This is a genomic window from bacterium (assembly GCA_040755795.1).
Classification (GTDB): Bacteria; UBA9089; CG2-30-40-21; order CG2-30-40-21; family SBAY01; genus JBFLXS01.
In genome coordinates this window covers 1-18,268 of sequence record JBFLXS010000038.1, presented here as the reverse complement: position 1 = coordinate 18,268, position 18,268 = coordinate 1, and the positions used below count along the sequence as shown (strand labels likewise).

The 18,268-nt window shown below is 37.8% G+C and carries 14 protein-coding genes; 4 read left to right on the top strand and 10 right to left on the bottom strand.

Going from position 1 to position 18,268, the window contains the following annotated elements:
- Nucleotides 1-77: 77 nt before the first annotated feature.
- On the bottom strand, nt 78-758 hold the full coding sequence (locus AB1414_04550; protein MEW6606715.1) for a penicillin-binding protein activator: 681 nt from the start codon (nt 756-758) through the stop codon (nt 78-80).
- Between the two features lie 624 nt (nt 759-1,382).
- Nucleotides 1,383-4,040 (bottom strand): pyruvate, phosphate dikinase, encoded by a 2,658-nt coding sequence (gene ppdK, locus AB1414_04545; protein MEW6606714.1) that lies wholly within the window; start codon nt 4,038-4,040, stop codon nt 1,383-1,385.
- A gap of 136 nt (nt 4,041-4,176) precedes the next feature.
- On the opposite strand from ppdK, the gene pgsA reads away from it, so the two are divergent.
- Both pgsA and AB1414_04535 read left to right on the top strand, forming a co-directional pair.
- Nucleotides 4,177-4,767, top strand: a complete 591-nt coding sequence (gene pgsA, locus AB1414_04540) for a CDP-diacylglycerol--glycerol-3-phosphate 3-phosphatidyltransferase (GenBank protein ID MEW6606713.1) — start codon at nt 4,177-4,179, stop codon at nt 4,765-4,767.
- Nucleotides 4,768-4,893: 126 nt separating this feature from the next.
- Nucleotides 4,894-5,064: a hypothetical protein gene (locus AB1414_04535; GenBank protein MEW6606712.1), complete on the top strand. Its 171-nt coding sequence runs from the start codon at nt 4,894-4,896 to the stop codon at nt 5,062-5,064.
- Here AB1414_04535 and AB1414_04530 read toward each other — a convergent pair.
- The 8 genes from AB1414_04530 to AB1414_04495 all read right to left on the bottom strand — a co-directional run bounded on the left by AB1414_04530 (nt 5,033) and on the right by AB1414_04495 (nt 17,529).
- Entirely contained in the window at nt 5,033-6,472 is a 1,440-nt protein-coding gene (locus tag AB1414_04530; protein ID MEW6606711.1) for an FG-GAP-like repeat-containing protein, read from the bottom strand. The genes AB1414_04535 and AB1414_04530 overlap by 32 nt on opposite strands.
- A 358-nt stretch (nt 6,473-6,830) precedes the next feature.
- Complete coding sequence (locus AB1414_04525) at nt 6,831-7,046, bottom strand: hypothetical protein (protein MEW6606710.1); 216 nt, start codon at nt 7,044-7,046, stop codon at nt 6,831-6,833.
- Between the two features lie 47 nt (nt 7,047-7,093).
- On the bottom strand, nt 7,094-7,270 hold the full coding sequence (locus tag AB1414_04520; GenBank protein ID MEW6606709.1) for a hypothetical protein: 177 nt from the start codon (nt 7,268-7,270) through the stop codon (nt 7,094-7,096).
- 402 nt (nt 7,271-7,672) lie between these two features.
- The gene (locus tag AB1414_04515; GenBank protein ID MEW6606708.1) at nt 7,673-8,014 is read right to left on the bottom strand and encodes a type II toxin-antitoxin system PemK/MazF family toxin; all 342 of its coding nucleotides are present in this window, start codon (nt 8,012-8,014) and stop codon (nt 7,673-7,675) included.
- A complete protein-coding gene (locus tag AB1414_04510; protein MEW6606707.1) occupies nt 8,011-8,292 on the bottom strand; it encodes a hypothetical protein in 282 nt (93 codons plus the stop codon). The genes AB1414_04515 and AB1414_04510 overlap by 4 nt, the downstream gene beginning before the upstream one ends.
- Nucleotides 8,293-8,722: 430 nt before the next feature.
- A complete protein-coding gene (cooS, locus tag AB1414_04505) occupies nt 8,723-10,690 on the bottom strand; it encodes an anaerobic carbon-monoxide dehydrogenase catalytic subunit (protein MEW6606706.1) in 1,968 nt (655 codons plus the stop codon).
- A 543-nt stretch (nt 10,691-11,233) separates the two neighbouring features.
- On the bottom strand, nt 11,234-13,921 hold the full coding sequence (locus AB1414_04500) for an acetyl-CoA decarbonylase/synthase complex subunit delta (GenBank protein ID MEW6606705.1): 2,688 nt from the start codon (nt 13,919-13,921) through the stop codon (nt 11,234-11,236).
- A 176-nt stretch (nt 13,922-14,097) separates the two neighbouring features.
- Nucleotides 14,098-17,529 (bottom strand): HEAT repeat domain-containing protein, encoded by a 3,432-nt coding sequence (locus AB1414_04495; GenBank protein ID MEW6606704.1) that lies wholly within the window; start codon nt 17,527-17,529, stop codon nt 14,098-14,100.
- A gap of 52 nt (nt 17,530-17,581) precedes the next feature.
- Between AB1414_04495 and AB1414_04490 the strand changes: the two genes are divergently transcribed.
- Both AB1414_04490 and AB1414_04485 read left to right on the top strand, forming a co-directional pair.
- Complete coding sequence (locus AB1414_04490; GenBank protein ID MEW6606703.1) at nt 17,582-17,947, top strand: tetratricopeptide repeat protein; 366 nt, start codon at nt 17,582-17,584, stop codon at nt 17,945-17,947.
- Between the two features lie 212 nt (nt 17,948-18,159).
- The coding region (locus AB1414_04485) for a PD-(D/E)XK nuclease family transposase (protein MEW6606702.1) at nt 18,160-18,268 on the top strand (109 nt) is incomplete at its 3' end.

The window sequence follows — 18,268 nt, the reverse complement described above, 5'->3', positions numbered from 1 at the left end:
GTGTTCTATTGGATGCATCGTTATTCCACCTCCCAAACAAAATCTCCAGAATAATACACTATGTACTTCTGTTATCTTTATCGACATTTTCTCTCACAAACTTTAGCTAATTTAGGACACCACCTAACTTTTGAGATGATACTCCTAAAATCGTTTGCTCCTCTATCAAAATATTCTACAGCAACAATATTCCCCTTCACTTTCCTATATTCAGAGATAAAAACATCTGATAATCCTTTTCCCCAATCATTGTTTACATAGACCACTGCTACCTTAGGGTTATTTAAGGTACGGAAAGTGAAATTCGCCATAATTTTTCCTTCAAAAAGATCAGAAGGTTGCACTCTAAAGAAAAATTTGAATTTTGTTAATTCTGGAGCTGTGGCTGTAGGTGAAAGTAGAACCACCTTACTTTTATCAGCAATAGGAGCCATGGCCATAGCATTTGAACTGATTATTCCACCAATAACCAAGGAAACTTTATGGAAATTAATAAGTTTTCTAAACGCAGAAACTGCTATGTCTGGTTTTCCTTGATCATCCTCGTAAATTATTCCTATTTTTTTGTTGTGTAACTTCTCAGAAATAGCAAGATCAATACCATTTTTGAAAGAGACACCAAACTTAGCTAAATCCCCTGTCAACGGCAATATTGCCCCAATCTTTATCTCCTTTGGCTCCTTTGTCTGGGTGACAATGAGGATGATAGCCAAAGCCACCACAACAACAATACCAATTCCAATCCATAGTTTTTTCATAATTCATTACCTCCTCATCTATAATTGTTGGTCATTTTGAAGACCATAATCTTAACAAAATATAATATACCACAAAAACAGAAAAAATGCAAGAAAAAAATTAAGTGAAGTTTGACTGCGTCGGGTAGATGGGTAACCATTTCTATCCCATTCAAAGGTGTTTGCTAATTCTTCGTAAAATGGGTGGAAGAAGATTAAGAATTTCGTATACGGATAGTAATTTGATAAGATAATATGTAAAGACGGGCATCCTTATAATAGATTGACAGGTATGTTATACTGATGTAACAAAATCTAAAATAAAAGGAGTCCCATCATGAAATATCTTGCTTTAGACCAACAATAGCAACTTTTGTTCATTTGGTGTCCCGTCTAAGTGATAAATGAGATAACTATTATAGCGAATTTCAAGGTTGAAAGAATCCCTACATACCCCAACCAGGATGCCCTAAAAGTCAAAAAACGATTTTTTTAGGGGTAGGAGGATATTTTTTTTCTTAACTTTTCTTTACATAGATGCTTTTTTATCGTTTACTCGTTTGTTTGGTTAACCTTATTAATATCCTAAAAGTGTCAACGCTGGTTTAACCCTACGAGTTAATCTCTAACTTTCTAATTCGCTCTTTACCCATTTTTTATCTTCGCCTGTGCGGCGGCTAAGCGGGCAATGGGCACTCGATATGGTGAGCAGGAGACATAGGTCATATTGGCTAAATGGCAAAATTCTACAGAATTAGGTTCTCCACCGTGTTCACCGCAAATACCAACCTTAAGTCCTGGCTTTGTCTGTCGTCCTTTTTCTATCCCTATCCTGACTAATTCACCAACACCTTCGCGGTCTAAAACTTCAAACGGGTTTTGGGGTAAGACACCCGTTTCCAGATATCTATCTAAGAATTTACCTTCGGCATCATCTCTGGAAAAACCAAATGTGGTTTGCGTTAAGTCATTTGTGCCAAAGGAGAAAAACTCTGCCTCCTCAGCAATTTTATCTGCCGTAATCGCCGCTCTGGGTAATTCTATCATCGTTCCAACTAAATAATCTATTTGAACGCCGTATTTTTCAAATGTCTCTTTTGCCACATGGTTAATAACTTCTTTTTGAACTTTTAACTCCTTGACATCACCAACCAATGGAATCATTACCTCTGGCAGGACTTTACAGCCCTGTTTAGTTAATTCGCAAGCCGCTTCAAATATTGCCCGTGCCTGCATCTCAGAGACCTCTGGATAGGTAATCCCCAGGCGACACCCTCGAAGTCCAAGCATCGGATTTACCTCTCTTAAAGTTTCTACCTTGTGTAACAAGGTTTCAATCTCTGCTATTTTATTTTTGTCCCCTTTAGTTGCCTTCAAAGTAGTCAGTTCTACCAGTAATTCTTCATATTTGGGTAAGAATTCGTGTAAGGGTGGATCTAAAAGCCTGATAGTTACTGGTAAACCATTCATAGCTTTGAAGATGCCAGTGAAATCTTCCTTTTGCATTGGTAATAATTTATCTAAGGCTATTCTTCTTTCCTTTTCATCTTTAGCCAGAATCATCTCCTGCATAATAGGTAATCTATCTTCGGCAAAGAACATATGCTCGGTGCGACAAAGTCCAATTCCTTGAGCGCTAAATTCACGGGCTATGCCGGCTGATTTTGGGTCATCGGCATTAGTTCTGACACCTAATCTCTTTATTTCATCTGCCCAGAGGAGTAATGTTTTTGCCTCATCACTCATTTCTGGGTCTATCGTGGGTGCCTTGCCTAAAATTACCCGACCTGTAGAGCCATCAAGGGTGATAAAATCACCTTCTTTAATTATTTTCCCCTTTACTTCAAATTTCTTTCCATGTTCATCTACTTTAATTGCTTCACAGCCCGCAACACAACATTTTCCCATACCACGAGCGACAACTGCGGCATGTGAAGTCATTCCACCACGTGCGGTTAATATCCCTTCAGCCACCGCCATCCCGTGAATGTCATCTGGTGAAGTCTCATTTCGGACTAAAATGACCTTTTTACCTGCCTCAACCCATTCGCAGGCATCATCTGGAGTAAGAACTACCATCCCACACGCCGCCCCTGGCGATGCCGGTAACCCTGTAGCTAATACCTCGACGCTCGCTTTGGGGTCAATATGTCGATGAAGCAATTGGTCTAATTGTTGTGGTTGAACACGCATTATTGCTTCTTCTCTGGTAATTAACCCTTCATTAGTCATATCAACAGCAATCTTGATTTCAGATTGAGCGGTTCTTTTACCGGTTCGAGTTTGAAGCATATATAATTTCTCATTCTCAATTGTGAACTCAATATCCTGCATATTTCGATAATGTCCCTCAAGTTTCTGGTATATATCAACTAATTGTTTGTATGCCTGGGGTAAATCTTTTTCTAATTCGGCAATCGGTTTTGGTGTCCTAATTCCTGCGACAACATCTTCACCCTGAGCATTAGTTAAATACTCGCCGTAAAACTTTTTCTCACCAGTAGAAGGGTCTCTGGTAAAGGCAACACCGGTTCCTGATGTCTCCCCCATATTCCCAAACACCATCGCTTGAACATTAACTGCTGTGCCTAAATTATCAGGTATTTTATGCAACTTGCGATAAGTTACTGCTCTTGGTGTATCCCAGGATTCAAACACGGCATTGATGGCCATCTTAAGTTGCTCCTTTGGCTCCTGAGGAAAATGAATTTGTTCTTTTTCCCGAAGCATAGCTAAATATCGGGCAAGGACATTCCGGAGCCCCTCAACCGACAGCTCAGTATCAAGTTTTACTCCTTCCTCTTCTTTCACCTCGTTTAAGATAAACTCAAAATTTTCATGTTTTATGCCTAAAACGACATTTGAAAACATCTGGATAAGTCGGCGATAGGCATCATAAGCCATACGAGGATTTTGAGTCTTTTTAGCCAATCCTTCTACGGTATGGTTATTTAATCCGAGATTTAAGATAGTATCCATCATCCCGGGCATAGATATTTTTGCCCCTGAGCGAACCGAGACAAGAAGTGGATTATCAACATCCCCAAATTTCTTACCCATTACTTGTTCTAACCTTTTCATATTCTCTTCAATTTCTTCTTCTAACCCTTGAGGATAGGCACCATGATGCTGGTCATAATAGACACATGCCTCTGTCGTAATGGTAAATCCTGGGGGGACTGGTATGCCGATATTGGTCATTTCAGCTAACCCGGCTCCTTTACCTCCTAAAAGTTCTTTCATATCTTTAGTTCCTTCTGCTTCACCCTGAGCAAAAAAATAGATGTGTTTTTTTGTTGCCATTTTAAAAACCTCCATTATTTAGTTAAATTTTAAATTTGGTAATGAAATATTATATAAAAATATATTGCTAATGTCAACCTTTTTTTAGTAAGAAAAAGTTTGACAATATTTAAAAAGTTTATTATAATAACCTTTAATGAATTTAGCCAATAAATTAACCTTATTAAGAATTATTCTGGTGCCTTTTTTTGTCATATTTTTAGCCTATGACAATGTGTACTCTTATTATCTAAGTCTATTGGTATTTCTTATCTGTGCTATAACAGATATTTATGACGGTAAGATTGCTCGAAAGTATGGATTAGAAACTACCTTTGGAAAGTTTGCCGACCCATTAGCCGATAAAATATTAGTTTCTGCGGCGTTTATTTATTTTGTAGAGATGCCAGCGTTACACATACCCGCCTGGATGGTAATCTTGATTATTACACGAGAATTTGTGGTTACAGGACTGAGAATGATTGCGATGTCAAAAGGTATAGTCATTGCCGCTTCGTTAAAAGGTAAATTAAAAACCACCTTTCAGATTACGACAATTATCATTATTTTACTTATCCTGGTTATAAAGGCATATCTGCGGGATTTTCTTGGAATAGAAAATACCCTTTTCCCTTTTTCAGTAGTTTTAGAATATACGCCTTTAATTTTAATGTCAATAACTACCTTTTTTACAGTGATAACCGGTATCTGGTTTACTATTTTACATAAAAAACTCGTAACTATTTAGCCATCTATAGTGAGACAACATTATTTAGTAAGCGTTCAGGTGGTGTAACAAAAGGAGATGTGGAGATTAAGGAGATAGGGAGATATTATTAAAAAAATTGAAATTAGTAGAAACTAATAGAAATTTATGGAAATTTGTTGTTTTCCACAATCAATTTCTACCTATTTCTATAAATTTCAATCTATTTCTATTATCTTATCTCCATATCACTCTTATCTCCTTATCCCCTTTCTTACACTTTTGATATATAGCCTGAACGGTTACATTATTTATTCCATATCGGATGTAAAACACTAATGTTGTTATCACTGATATTTCCAGTAATAACATCATTTAACCCATCGTTATTTACATCAGCAATGGCTAATCCTCCAGGTGCTTTACCGGTAGGAAAATATAAGGGAGGAAGGAGATGTCCTTTATTATCCTGAAGATAAATAGTGAAGGTTTCTCCGTGTGTGGTTACCAAGTCAGCTCGCCCGTCATTATTAATATCACCTATTTTTACCCCGCCAGCCCGACCGTCTTTACTTGTCGCCGTGCCAATTAGTCCAAATGAAGTCTCATCCTTTCGTCCAAAAATGGAGACAGGGCCTCCAGAGGCGGCAATTTCATTTATTCCATCACCCGTCAGGTCTCCGATAGCAACCGTAGATGGATTTCCACCCGCAGTTTGAAGTGCCCCCATTGGCAGAAGAGACTTATCTGGTTGTTGAAAATATGCATTCACGGTGTTGTTTCCATAATTGACCGTCGCAATATCTTCTCTTCCATCCCCATTTATATCTCCAATGGCTAACCAGTATGAAATTGGACCTGAGGCATAAACAATATGGCTAAATATTTCATTTCCCTGTCGTTGCATTGTTAGACTCTCACATTTTTTAAAAGAACCAAGTAGATAATCATAACTTTCCTTAACCTCTGGTAACCAGGTAAAAATACTAATAGAAATTGCCCCTGAATTAGGGACAACAATATCATTTCTTCCATCGCCATTAACATCACCTACGGCTAATCCATAAGGGCCTCGTTCAGTGCGGAATACCATTGCTTGAGTGAGTGTGCCACCTTTATTTTGAGTAAAGATATGAATAACATCAGCCGCCGCACAACCAACCACTACATCATTTAACCCATCAGCATTCATATCCCCTATGCCTACCCCAAAAGGACCTTGATTAACGGGATAGGTAGTTTGTGTGGCTAATTTTCCATCGGGTAGTTGAATAAAAACACTGATGTTATTATCATAATAATTAGCCGATACAACATCATTTAATCCATCGCCATTAACATCTCCAGCCGCAATAATTCCCGGGGAGCCACCGGTTTGATATGAGGTAGGTAAGGTCATTGAAATCTCGCCACCTTTTGGGGCTCTGGCATCGTAAGAAAATTCTACCACCTGATATGGTGAAACATTTCCTTCACGGTCACTCGCCGCCAAATAAAGCCTGTGTCCCCCACTTCCACTTACCCTTAAATTCTTAATGTAGGGATTTGTTGTCCAGTTAGTATTAGGTTGCTGGTCGAGTTTATAGAAATAAGCCACTATTTCCTCACCGGCTGGTGATTTCCAGGTGATATTAAATGAATGTTTCCCTGTGTCTTGAGTAACCTTTATATCTATGGGTGGATTGATTGTTTTAGCCCAAACTACACTCTGGATAAAAAAGATAAATAAAAAGATTAATATTTGCATTTCTAATTTCCTCCTTTGATTTGGTAATTAGTTACCAATTCAGTTAACCGATTACTTACTTTTAATTTCGTAAAGCCCTATTTTATAAAAGAATTGGTAACTATTCACCATTCACAATTCACAATTCACAATTTCTTCCCTAAATTTCCTTAATAATGGTGAATGGTGAATTGTCAATTGTGAATTATCACTCTTCACGGTGTCAAGCAAACCTGGCCCAAGAGTTCGATGCACCGCTATAGCGCATCCAATGACTCTATTCGATAATTCATCAAATTTCACTTCGTGCTCTCCGTGCCCTTCGTGGTGAATAGTTACCTTAATTCTTCTTTAGGTAAATAACTTGTTTTGTAACCGTTCAGGTATAGATAAAAATATATTCCTCTAACTCAAATCTCAAAACGCAAAGCTCAAAACTACAACTTATAGCGGTTATTAACTGGAAGTCTACACAGGATAATACCCATAAATAAGGCATGAGAATAATCGTTCCGTTAGGAACATAATATCGGTAGGAATAGATAGACAAATCAATCAGGAAAAATTCTACCAATATATTGTCCCTATGGGACATTATTTGTATGATATTTATTTCTACCAATATATTGTCCCTATGGGACATTAAATGAAACAAAGCTCAAAACTACAACTAAAAACTTCTCCATCAGTCGCAATAAATCTCAATGAATCTATTAGTTTTAAGGTTTTGAGATGAGGTTTTGAGTTTTGACATTTGAGTTTTGAGTTGATATTGTCCCCTCTGATGGACACGGCTGAACGCTTACCAATATTCAACATTCGATATTCAATATTCTTTGTAACCGTTCACCGCACAGACACAGAGACGCAGAGAAAAAATTAAAAACTATTTACCAGAGGCAGAATTCCATCACGGATTTTCATCAGTGCAAGCTTTTGAGGACCGACATATCATAATTGATTAACAAATTTGGCTTTGATGTCCTATGTAGGACAATGATTGCATCAATAATCTTTTCTGTTATCTGATTTATTTCCATGTCTTCTCTGTTCCTCTGCGTCTCTGCGGTGAATTACCACCTGAACGGTTACTATTCTTTCAGATGGATTCCTGCTTTCGCAGGAATGACACATTCGGGGCGGGAATGACAAAGCACGCTAAACACATACCCCCCTGGGGTGAACATTATTCAATAACCTTCTCATTTCATTTATCGTTTCCTATTCCTTCCTGGAGTCTGGAAGTTCAAGAGCTACCTTTAATGCTTCGTTCAATTCAAACATTTTACTATGGGATAAAGAACCAATAAAATTGATAAGGGATATTTTTGGTATGCTTATAAGTTCGTCACAGTGAATGCTACTTTCATGCTTTAATCCTTCCTTAATGCCTATTTTTACTTGAGTAGATAGCCCATCATATCTGCTATAAACAGGAGCACAAATTACGGCAGAGAATTTAGAATCAATAAGGATTTGACGACTTACAACTACAAATACTCGAAATCTCTTAGGATCAGTAGGCGATCCTTTATAAACTCGATAAAGATACCCTCTCTTCATAGCATTACCTGATAACTAAGAACATCTTCTGCTTCCTGATTGAGATATTCTGAGTTTTGATTAAGTATCTCCAAATCATTATTTGCTTGAGTGACTTTTTCTTGTTTTAATAGTGATATGACTACCTTTACTCTCGAACCGTTGAACAAATGCAGGTGTTTCTTCACTTTCTGGGGACAGGAAAGATGTCCATCAGAAAGAACCTCACCTCTATATTCGATCGTTTCCATTAAATTCACCCCTTTCTTTCTGTTGTTTGCATTAAAAAAGTGTATCATAAATTGCTATCTTTGTCAATAAGAAATCAGGAGCATTGGGGAGACCTACCCTCTATTGCTTAAATCGTTTGGATGTAGCTATTATTGGACGACGCTACAACTTTAATTCTTTTAGCTCCGTTAGGAGCACTATGTTTATAGATAAACCAAACCAATAAAAGGGATAAGCTCCATAGGAGCGAAATGTTATACTCCAGTGGGGTATAAATTGTGATTATTTAAAGTAATCGGTAATCGGTAATCAGTAATCGGTAATTTGAGATAGCAGGCTACTGCTTGCTCTTTACCGATAACCTGATAACCGATAACCTGAGTTGATAGTAACAGGAAATCACAAAATATACCTCTCTAAAATATAGAAAGCTCTACCTGTCCTCCAAAAACGATATGGATGGAAAGATGGTGGGGTCTAACCCCAAAGCCCCCTTTCCTAAAACTTAAGTTCTCGTCTCATCTCCATATCATACAATATTCTTTCTTTGGGTTTATCAATTCCAAGTGCCTTGCGTTTTTTGTTGATGTGGTCAATCGTGAGATTGACAATCTCTGATGGAGTAACGGCTAAAGCGAATTTGCCATCGACAAGCTCGCCATACTTTTCAAAAACCATCTTCTTTGCTGATTCACTACCAATGACAGGATAGGTGACGCCAAATATGGTAAAAATTCCAGAGGCAACAACATAATGCCCAATGGCGATTGCCTTTTCGGACATCCATTCTGGTGCGATTCCAACTACAGGTAATTCTGAAATATCATCCCCAAGTCCGCCTTCATGAACCATCTCGGTGCAGGCAATAAGGATGCGGGAATTATCCACACAGGAACCACAATGGAGCACAGGTGGCATACCAACTGCCTCACAGACCTCAGCTAATCCCTTACCCGCATATTTCGCCGCGGCCTCTGGTAATAATAATCCTTCCTTAGCACAGGTTATCGCCGCACAGCCTGTCTGCACAACTAAAATATCATTGGCAATAAGTTCTTTGGTAACCTCAAGATGCACCGCATCATGTTTCACCTTTGGATTATTACATCCTACAATTCCAACCACACCTTTTATCCGACCATTGATAACATTGTCATTAAGTGGGCGGTAAGAAGCCCGAAACCTTCCACCAAGCATATAATTGACATATTCATGGGTAAAGCCGGCAATTAATTCCATAGATTGTTTTGGGATAACGACATCTTTTTTGCGATTTTTGAAATTCAAGAGAGCCCGTTTAACAATCTCTTTTGCGGTATTTATGGCATCGTGTTCATCAAACTCGATATGGATTGCACCTGGAATTTTTGCCTTTTTTGAGGTGGTAATTATTTTGGTATGAAAACAGGAGGCAACCGCAGTCAGGGATTGCATAATACATTGGACATCAACAATCATCGCCTCCACCGCGCCAGTCATAATTGCCAGTTCTTGTTGTAAGAAATTACCTGCAAGTGGAATGCCGTGTCGCATAAGGACTTCATTTGCCGTGCAACAAATTCCTGCAATATTTATACCTTTTGCTCCCTGCTCTTTTGCTAATTGAATCATTTCTGGCTCTGAAGAAACGGCAACGACCAGTTCAGATAATATCGGTTCATGTCCATGAACAATGATATTTACCTCATCTTCTTTAAGCACACCCAGGTTGACCCGTGACCTCACGGGGACAGGGGCGCCAAAAAGGACATCTTGAAGTTCAGTCGCAATCATTGACCCTCCCCAACCATCTGCCAGACCACACCTGAAATTGGCTAAAGAAATATCCTCAATATCATCACTTACCCCGGTATGAATCTGATGCGTTAGATGAACTACCTCGCGGTCTATACCTCTTGGGACAATCCCCAGTTTTTTCCAGATTTCCTGTCTTTTTTCCGGGGCTCGTTTAATGAATGTTAATTCATCATCTTGTTTACTAAATTCTGATAAGGCAAGTTCGCCAACTTCAATGGCAATTTCCTGATTTGTCTTTTCTACGGTGTTTATCCCAAATAATTTTGCGACCTGATGAAGTCTTATTTCATTTTTAATCTGGTAGCCAGGGGCTTTTCCTTTAGCCGCGGCGAGGAATATTTCAGCAACAGCACGACCGTGGTCTGAGTGAGCGGCAGAGCCACCTGCGGTCATTTTAGCCAGATTTCTTGCGGCAATCAAACCGTCATCTGCACCACAAACACCCTGTGGTGCCTTAGACGTAATTCGACAGGGACCTTTTCCGCATTCCCGACAACATATTCCGCCTTCCCCAAATTTACACCTCGGACTCATCTTCTCGTGTCTATCCCAGACGGTCTCAATGTTAGCCGTTCTGGCTTTTTGTAGCATTTCCATCGATGCCTTATCTCCGGTCAACTCATCAATCTTTTTTTCTACTTTTTTTTCTTTTTCTGTTGTTACAACCACTATTTTTACCTCCAATTAGTTTAAATGTTTACCTGAAAAATAAGGAAGTAGAGAGTAGAAAGTAGAAAGTAAAGAAAACATCACTCCTCACGCCTATCTCCTTAACCTCCCACCTTCTATTTCCTACCACTATTCTCCTGAAAATAGCCGTAAGAATAGAACACGGATGACACGGATTTAACGGATTTTCGCTGATTTTTTCTCATTTTTCTATCTTATATCCGCGAATATCCGCCTCATCAGCGTCATCAGCGTGCTATTATTTTTCATCGTCATTTGTGCCCTGCAGGGGCATGGCCGTTTCCCCTGAAAATAGCGAATTAGTGAATTAGAGATTAGCGAATTAGTATAGTATCCACAGACTCGTATCCTCTGGTGTAGAACAGATATTCCCCCTTAATAAAGGGGGTTAGGGGGTTGTCCTTCTCCCATTTTCATTGCCCTTTGTGAGCCTTGGCTCATGTCCGTTTCTCCTGTAATCAGTTCGCTTTTTTAGCTAAAAGATGGCTAAATGCTGACAACTGATGACTGATTGCTGAACGCTTATGTTTTTATAAGATTTAATGTTTCCTGGGCTATGTTATCTTCTTTATAAATAAACCTTGTCCCAAGTGGGTTATCTTTGTAAAGGAGATTAACTAATTCTTTAGTCCCACTTACCCAGAAGTCTTTGCCCAGAATAATTGGTAGTCCACAACCAAGCATAAAAAATGCCTGGGCAATCGCCTTTTCCCCTATCCATTCCGGGATGATTGCCGAAATATTCTGCAAAGACATCATTGGCACTATCACCTTTGATATGTCCATACAGGTGCCTACATAAATGCACGGTGAAATATTCTCTTGCTCACAAAAGGCGGCAAGATTTTTCCCGGCAAACTGGACTGCAGACTTATTGAACAAACCACTTTTAGCCAATTCCAAACTTCCACATCCCGCATGCAAAACAAGAATATCATTAGCAATAAGCTCTTTAATCGTTTCCGTATAGTCTCCTTTGCAGTTTAAAACAATCGCTATTCCCTTTATTTTGTCTGTATTAGTCGGGAGTTTTGAGGTAATTTCCAGTTCATTTTCCGTGATGTTCATTGCCCCGCGATTCTGGATGTTGGCTAATGCCTTTTTTAAGATAGAACTGGCATTATCCATCTTCTTTACGCCGGCAATATCTATTGAAGTTAGTGTAAATGCGCGGGTATGGTAGCAGGAGGCAATGAGTAATGCGGAAATTGGTGTTGTTTCATCAGCCACAATGACATCAATTGCGCCCGTCATCATTGCCATTTCCTGGGAGATGACATCTTCTAAATTTATAATTTTTATCTTTGGAATGCCCAATTGTCTGGCAAGGGCTTTTATCTCAGTTTCTTCAGCGGCTTGATAAAAGGCCTCGAGTGAATCCACAGGCACAATAATATTGAAGGCATCTTTTTCTATAAAATTAAGTGAAAATGTGGATAATTGTTTTGGCGAGGATAATGCCTCTTTAACCTGTGAGCCGATAAATGTACTTCCCAGACCAGAGGAGAGAGCAACTCGCAAACCACACTGTAAGAGATTATTAAAATCCTGGTCAACACCCATATGGGTTCGATGCATCAATTCAACAATTTCACGGTCGATGCCGCGGGGAAGAATATCCATTTTTTGCCAGATATTGTATATTTTTTTCGGGACAGATTTAAGAAATCCTGGTTCTCCGGAATGTCTGCCAAATTCTTCTGCAAAAGTTTTTATCTCTTCTGATTCTACTCTTTTTACCGCAGAACGAGTATAATCAGTAAATAATGATGAGCCAACAGCAATCATTCGGATAAGATTTCTTGCCGCAATCGTATCAGGAGTTGCCCCGCATAAGCCTTTATCGGTTTTTGGTGAGATTCGGCAGGGTCCCATAGCACAAATCCGACAACAAACACCTGTTGTTCCAAATTTGCAGGAGACCTTTTGCCCTTCAACTCGTGCCTCGTAGTCATAGCTAAATTTTTCAACTACCCCGTCGATAATCACTTCTTTAAGAGAGATGACTGATTTTTTTTTAACAGGCATCTCAACAAAGGGAACGGTTGATTTTTCTTCACCCACTTTTTCGATTATGACCTCTGCCGGACCTTCAATAATAATCTTAACCGTGGCTGGTTTTTGTTCGTCTAATCGTTTCTTTAGGATTTCTATCTCTTGCGTAAGTTTTAAAATCACTTCAGACACATCTGTTGGGAGTGCAACTTTTGGTATTTCTGGCGTGGGTTTAATTTCTTCTTTTGGTTTTTCCAGAGCAGTTTTTTCTATTTCCTTACCCAATAATTTATTTGTAATCTTGCGAACTAATTTTAGAGTCTCTGGGTGCCGAATGATAATAATATCTGCCCCGGCGATTAGCAAACCCATAGCCGAGATGGCTTCCCAGAGGATACCTCTTTCTCTGGCATCTCCAATATTGCCCAGTTTTGCCTCATAAGATTCGGGTATCTTTACTTCTTTTACCTTCCATGCCTCTTTGCCAAGATTAACCACAATGGGCATTTGCAATTTTACATCATTTTGGGTAAGAGCGGCCTGTTTGGCTCGCTCGATAATTGAATAGACATATTCAATTCCATATCCGAGTGAAGCGGCAGTAGGGTCAATGATAATCTGGTCATCCGCAACACCAAGATTTGAAAGAAGGATATTGAGTTGTTTGGATAAATTCACATCCATCGGAGCAGAGGCAGAGATTTTATTTTTATAACCAATGGCGACCGCACCGATTGTTTTATAATTATTTTCCTGAACAGGGGCTAAAACCAGATTTTTACCTTGAGTGGCATCAGCGACCTTTTTCAATACCTCTGCATCCTTTTCTATTTTTCCGCTTCCCCAGACAAGGATAGGAATATTCACTGCCTCGGCGATTTTTTTACAAAGTTCTGCGGCTTCTTCCGCGGATTTATTCTCAGCGGTTGGGTCAGTGCCAATCAATTGAACACAAATCATATCCGCCCCGTATTCTACGCATTTTTTTGCCCAGGCAACCGGGTCAGAAACCACCTCTTTAAATGGCTCAAGGCAAGCCTGTGGCCAGTCTCTTGGCTCGATGTCATAGACTTCCAATGCGATTCTGGGTTCATTTGGCAAATCCCCTTCGAAGGTATAAAAAGGAAAGGTATTTTCGCCGCCAACCTTTAAATCTTTGCCAATAACGACTTCACCAATTTTACCAGTATATTTTTCTTTTGGTAATTCTATCATAATTTTTTCTCCTTTTTGTAAATAGGGTCTGACCCCTTTTGATATTTAATGACAGATTGTAACACTAAATTTATCTAATTGTCAAGAAAAATTTTAACCTGCAGTAAAAGGTCAGTGAAATGAGAGATTACCTGCAAGAAGGCACAAAAATTAGAACTATTGGGAAATGTTTAATTTCACACCTCACTACTATCCACAATATTTTTGCGATAGAATTTTTCATCAATTTTTTGTAATGCCACCAGGCAGGCATTTTTAACATCTGGAGAACTATCATTGATTCCATTCAGCAAAGGTTCTAAAACATCTAAATTACCAATAGTTCCAAGTGTTTGAACGCAGGCTATTCGGACTGGTTCATAAGAATCATTAACGCAGGATATAATTGGTGTGATGGCTTTTTCCGTGCCTAAATTTTCTAAGGCAAGGATAGCCATTTTTCGAACTTCTTCATGTGGGTCACGAAGTCTTTCAATTAAACTATCTTCTATTTTTGAATCAGTTATATTTAGTAATTTTAGCCCATTAGCCATTATAACTCTAACTCGCCAATCCGGGTCATCTAATCCTTCCAGAAAAGGTTCTAACACCTTTGCATCTTTTGATTTGCCAAGGGCAATACTGGCCATTTCTTTTTTCCACCATTCAGGTTCCTTGAGCATATCAAATAGGATTTGTATCGTTCTTGGTGTTTGTAAATTACCGAGTGCATCAGCAACTGCCTTACGAACATCTGTATCCGGGTCATTCGCCATTTCTAATAAAGGCTCTAATGCCTTTTCATCCCTTAATTTACCTAAGGCAATAGCCGCGGCTTCTCTTACTCGCCAAACCTTATCCTGAAAACATAATAAAAGGTCATCAACGGCAGAGACACTACTTAGATTCCCAAGTGCTTTAGCCGCCGCCTCTCTTACCTCTGCGTGAGAATCCTTCAATCGACGAATAAGTGGTGTTTGTGCTTTGAGATTACCCAGTTTACCCAGAGCCGTTACAGCTGCTTTTCTAACCTCAGAGTCCGGGTCATTGATTTTTGTAAATAATAATTCCAACGATTTAGATGCTTTTAAAATCCCTAAACCATCTGCGGCCGCCTTTCTTACTCGCCAGTCTGAATTTTCTAATTGAGAAATAAATATCTCTAATATCCTTGAACTACCAAAATTACATAAGGCTTTTATCGTCCCATCTCGAACATCTAAATCTGAATCACTTAATCTTTGCAAAAGATAGTCTATTGTTCTTGTGTCCTTCAGACAACCCAAAGCCTCTATAACGGCTTTTCTTACCTCTGTTACCGGGTCATTTAATCTAAGAATAAGATGGTCTAAGGCTAAAATGTCATCTTTGTCTAAAATATCAATAATTCTCTTTATCCCATTACTATCTGCTGTTTTGATAGCATCAACAAGCACTTTCTTGAGTTTGTCAGGTTCAATCTTACGAATCCAGAACCACGCCGGGAAATTGTGTTCCAGAGAACTACGCAGTAAAAGTTCTAATGTTTCTTCTGATGCAGGTAAATCTTCTCGATATAGATATGCCTTACTCAATAAGTTAATATCCATTCGCCAATGATGTGCCCGCCAATCGTCTAATGCCTTATTGATACTTTCAATAATCTGCCGTAATTCTATATCTTTTCGAGTTAGCCATTTTTTAGTAATACTATTAATTAAATAACCGGAAATTAATTCATAGGTATCCTTTTTTACTTTTCGCAGTAGGGAATAATTTACTAAACAATCTAATATCATATTTAATTTATCTTCTTCAATTTTAATAAAAGAGCAGATTTGCTGGATATTCATTTCTGGATGTGAGTCAAAAGAAGTAACCATTACCTTCAAAATACCTTTTGCCTGCTCTTTTTCATCTGGAGAGAGCTCGTTCATTTTTCTTAAGGTATCTTCAAGGTAATCTGATAAAATCCCTTGAACTCCACCCAGGTCATCATACCATTCGTAAGTTATTGTTTGGGGTAATATATCCCTTAACAACTCAGGATTCAGGGTTTGGACTAATTTATTACATACGATTTGAATATGAATTGGCTGGATTAAATCTTGCTCATCTCTAATATCCCAGATTAATGCCTCTAAAAGTTCTCTGGCATATTCAATATTAAACAATTTGGCTGGACATTCAATTGCCTCTAATGCCTGAGATTCAGTAAGTTTTGTTAATTCAAAGGCGTTCTGAAATAGCTCCGGTAATCTATCCTTAAAACTGCCCAGATGAACAAAAAAATCTTTTTGTATGGCAAATATAAATTTAACTAAAGGTTTATCGGCACAAGTGCAGGTTGCTATTTCATTTATAAATTCTTCTTGTACCTCTTTGCCTACCTGTTTAAAGAAATTCTCAAAATGGTCAATAAAGATAATAATAGAATAAGGCAAATCGATATTTTTGAAAAAATCTACTAATGATAATGATTTATCTAATTTGAAGCTTCGGATTCTCTCCCGTTTGAATTCCTTTTCAACCTCTTCTTTAATCAAATTCAACGGGTCACGGTTACAATGGGTGTAAATAGCAATATTCCCTTCGGATAATTTTGGAATAATTCCTGCTTTAATCAAAGATGTCTTTCCTATCAAGGCATCTCCATAGATAACAACTAATTTATTAATCAAAATATGACCTACAAATTTAGAAATATCCTCTTCTCGTCCCCAAAATAAATCTTTATCGTAAGTTTCATAATAATGAAGGAATTTGTAAGGGGAAATCTGGAGGGGTTTGTTTTTTACCAAAACTTCCTTTTCTTTAATTTTTGATGAAAGAATGAGTTTAATTTCTTGATAGCCCAGGCCATTTTGATAAAAAACTTCTTTGAAAGAATCAAGTTCTTTATTTAATCTTATTTGTATCTTATCATAAATATCATTTATAAGTTCTGTGTTAGCAAGTAGTTCTGATTTTGGGGTTAAATAGGCACAAATTATCCAGTGTTCTGAATCAATTTTCAAATCAACATCAAATCTTTCCTTTAAAAGAGATAGCACGGTGTGGTCTCTAAATGACCTTTTCCAGGGGGTAAGAAGTTCGCGAGGCACACTGCTATTTCCAATATCTAATTTATCTGATAGCCGAAGTAAATAAGCTAAAAACCTGACTAAAGTTCGGTCATCTTCTAATATTATTTTTTCTTCTGTTTCTTTTGCGGATTCCTTTAAAATTTGTGTAATGAAATGTGCATTAGATTCATCAAGTTTCCAATCTTCATAATGTTTATAAATATAATCATGACTTCTAATATGGGTATATCCTTTACCTTTTTCATCAAATATCTCTCCAACATCATGAAACCAAACCGCCGATAATATACAAAATATCTCCTTATGATTCATTTTACGCTTGAGGGTAGCCGGGAGTAGGTCATTCAGGTTTTGTTCTACGATTTCACAATGTTTAATTCCATGTTGAGCATGATAGACTACATCTCCGCCTGTCTGAATCTTATTAAGTTCATTAAGAATAGAAAAGAATTTAAAATAATAATCTCTGGATTTCTGTTTAAGTATAAATCTTAAACTATCCTTTTGTTCTAAATCAATAACCATTTCAATTACTACATTAGCATAAATTTTATAAAAAGTCAAGAAGAAAAAAGTTGACAGGTAAAAATATTTAATGTATAATTAATTTTTAGTTATGAATAAATGGGTAATTTTTATATTAATAGGATTTATATTGAGTGGTTGTCCTGCCAAAAAAGAAGTAGAACAACCAAAGATTATTACCAGTATGCAGGAATTACAAGAGGATGTAGGTATTCAAAAACAACAAATCCTTAAAAAAGTAGATGATTATATTGAAAAGAAAGATTACGAAAAAGCGGTTTTGGAGTTAAATAAAGCCATCGACTTAGACCAGACGGATGCTTCATTGTATTATACACTGGGCGACCTCTATGAGCAATTGGGTAAAGATAAAGAGTCCGTTGAGGCATTTGTTAAGGCATTGCAACTGGATAAGGAAAAGAAGACTGAAAACAAAGGTCAGAGGCCAGACACCTAACCCCTGTTTTCTACTCTCTGATGAAGATTTTCTACCTGTACAGGTCAGTAAATTTTATCCGGGAGCGTTCTCTATGATTAGGGTTCTGCAAAATAGGATTTGGGGGAGATAAGTGAGAGTTAGACCTGAAATTAGAGATAAAAATGTAACTATTCATTGTTTGTTATTCATTCTACAAATTACGAAACACGAATTCAAGGAGGAATAAAAATATGCAGTTTTTAGATGTAAAAACAGACTTTGCCTTTAAAAAGGTATTTGGAAGTAAACAATCAAAAGATATACTTATAAACTTTATAAACTCAGTGGTTAAATTCAAAG

Coding starts and splice junctions, on each gene's coding strand:
- AB1414_04530 (MEW6606711.1), bottom strand. CDS start 6,472: ATGCAAATATTAATCTTTTTATTTATCTTTTTTATCCAGAGTGTAGTT.
- AB1414_04535 (MEW6606712.1), top strand. CDS start 4,894: ATGGAAATTTGTTGTTTTCCACAATCAATTTCTACCTATTTCTATAAA.
- AB1414_04520 (MEW6606709.1), bottom strand. CDS start 7,270: ATGTTGAATATTGGTAAGCGTTCAGCCGTGTCCATCAGAGGGGACAAT.
- AB1414_04525 (MEW6606710.1), bottom strand. CDS start 7,046: ATGTCCCATAGGGACAATATATTGGTAGAATTTTTCCTGATTGATTTG.
- ppdK (MEW6606714.1), bottom strand. CDS start 4,040: ATGGCAACAAAAAAACACATCTATTTTTTTGCTCAGGGTGAAGCAGAA.
- AB1414_04490 (MEW6606703.1), top strand. CDS start 17,582: ATGAATAAATGGGTAATTTTTATATTAATAGGATTTATATTGAGTGGT.
- AB1414_04510 (MEW6606707.1), bottom strand. CDS start 8,292: ATGATACACTTTTTTAATGCAAACAACAGAAAGAAAGGGGTGAATTTA.
- AB1414_04550 (MEW6606715.1), bottom strand. CDS start 758: ATGAAAAAACTATGGATTGGAATTGGTATTGTTGTTGTGGTGGCTTTG.
- AB1414_04515 (MEW6606708.1), bottom strand. CDS start 8,014: ATGAAGAGAGGGTATCTTTATCGAGTTTATAAAGGATCGCCTACTGAT.
- AB1414_04500 (MEW6606705.1), bottom strand. CDS start 13,921: ATGATAGAATTACCAAAAGAAAAATATACTGGTAAAATTGGTGAAGTC.
- pgsA (MEW6606713.1), top strand. CDS start 4,177: ATGAATTTAGCCAATAAATTAACCTTATTAAGAATTATTCTGGTGCCT.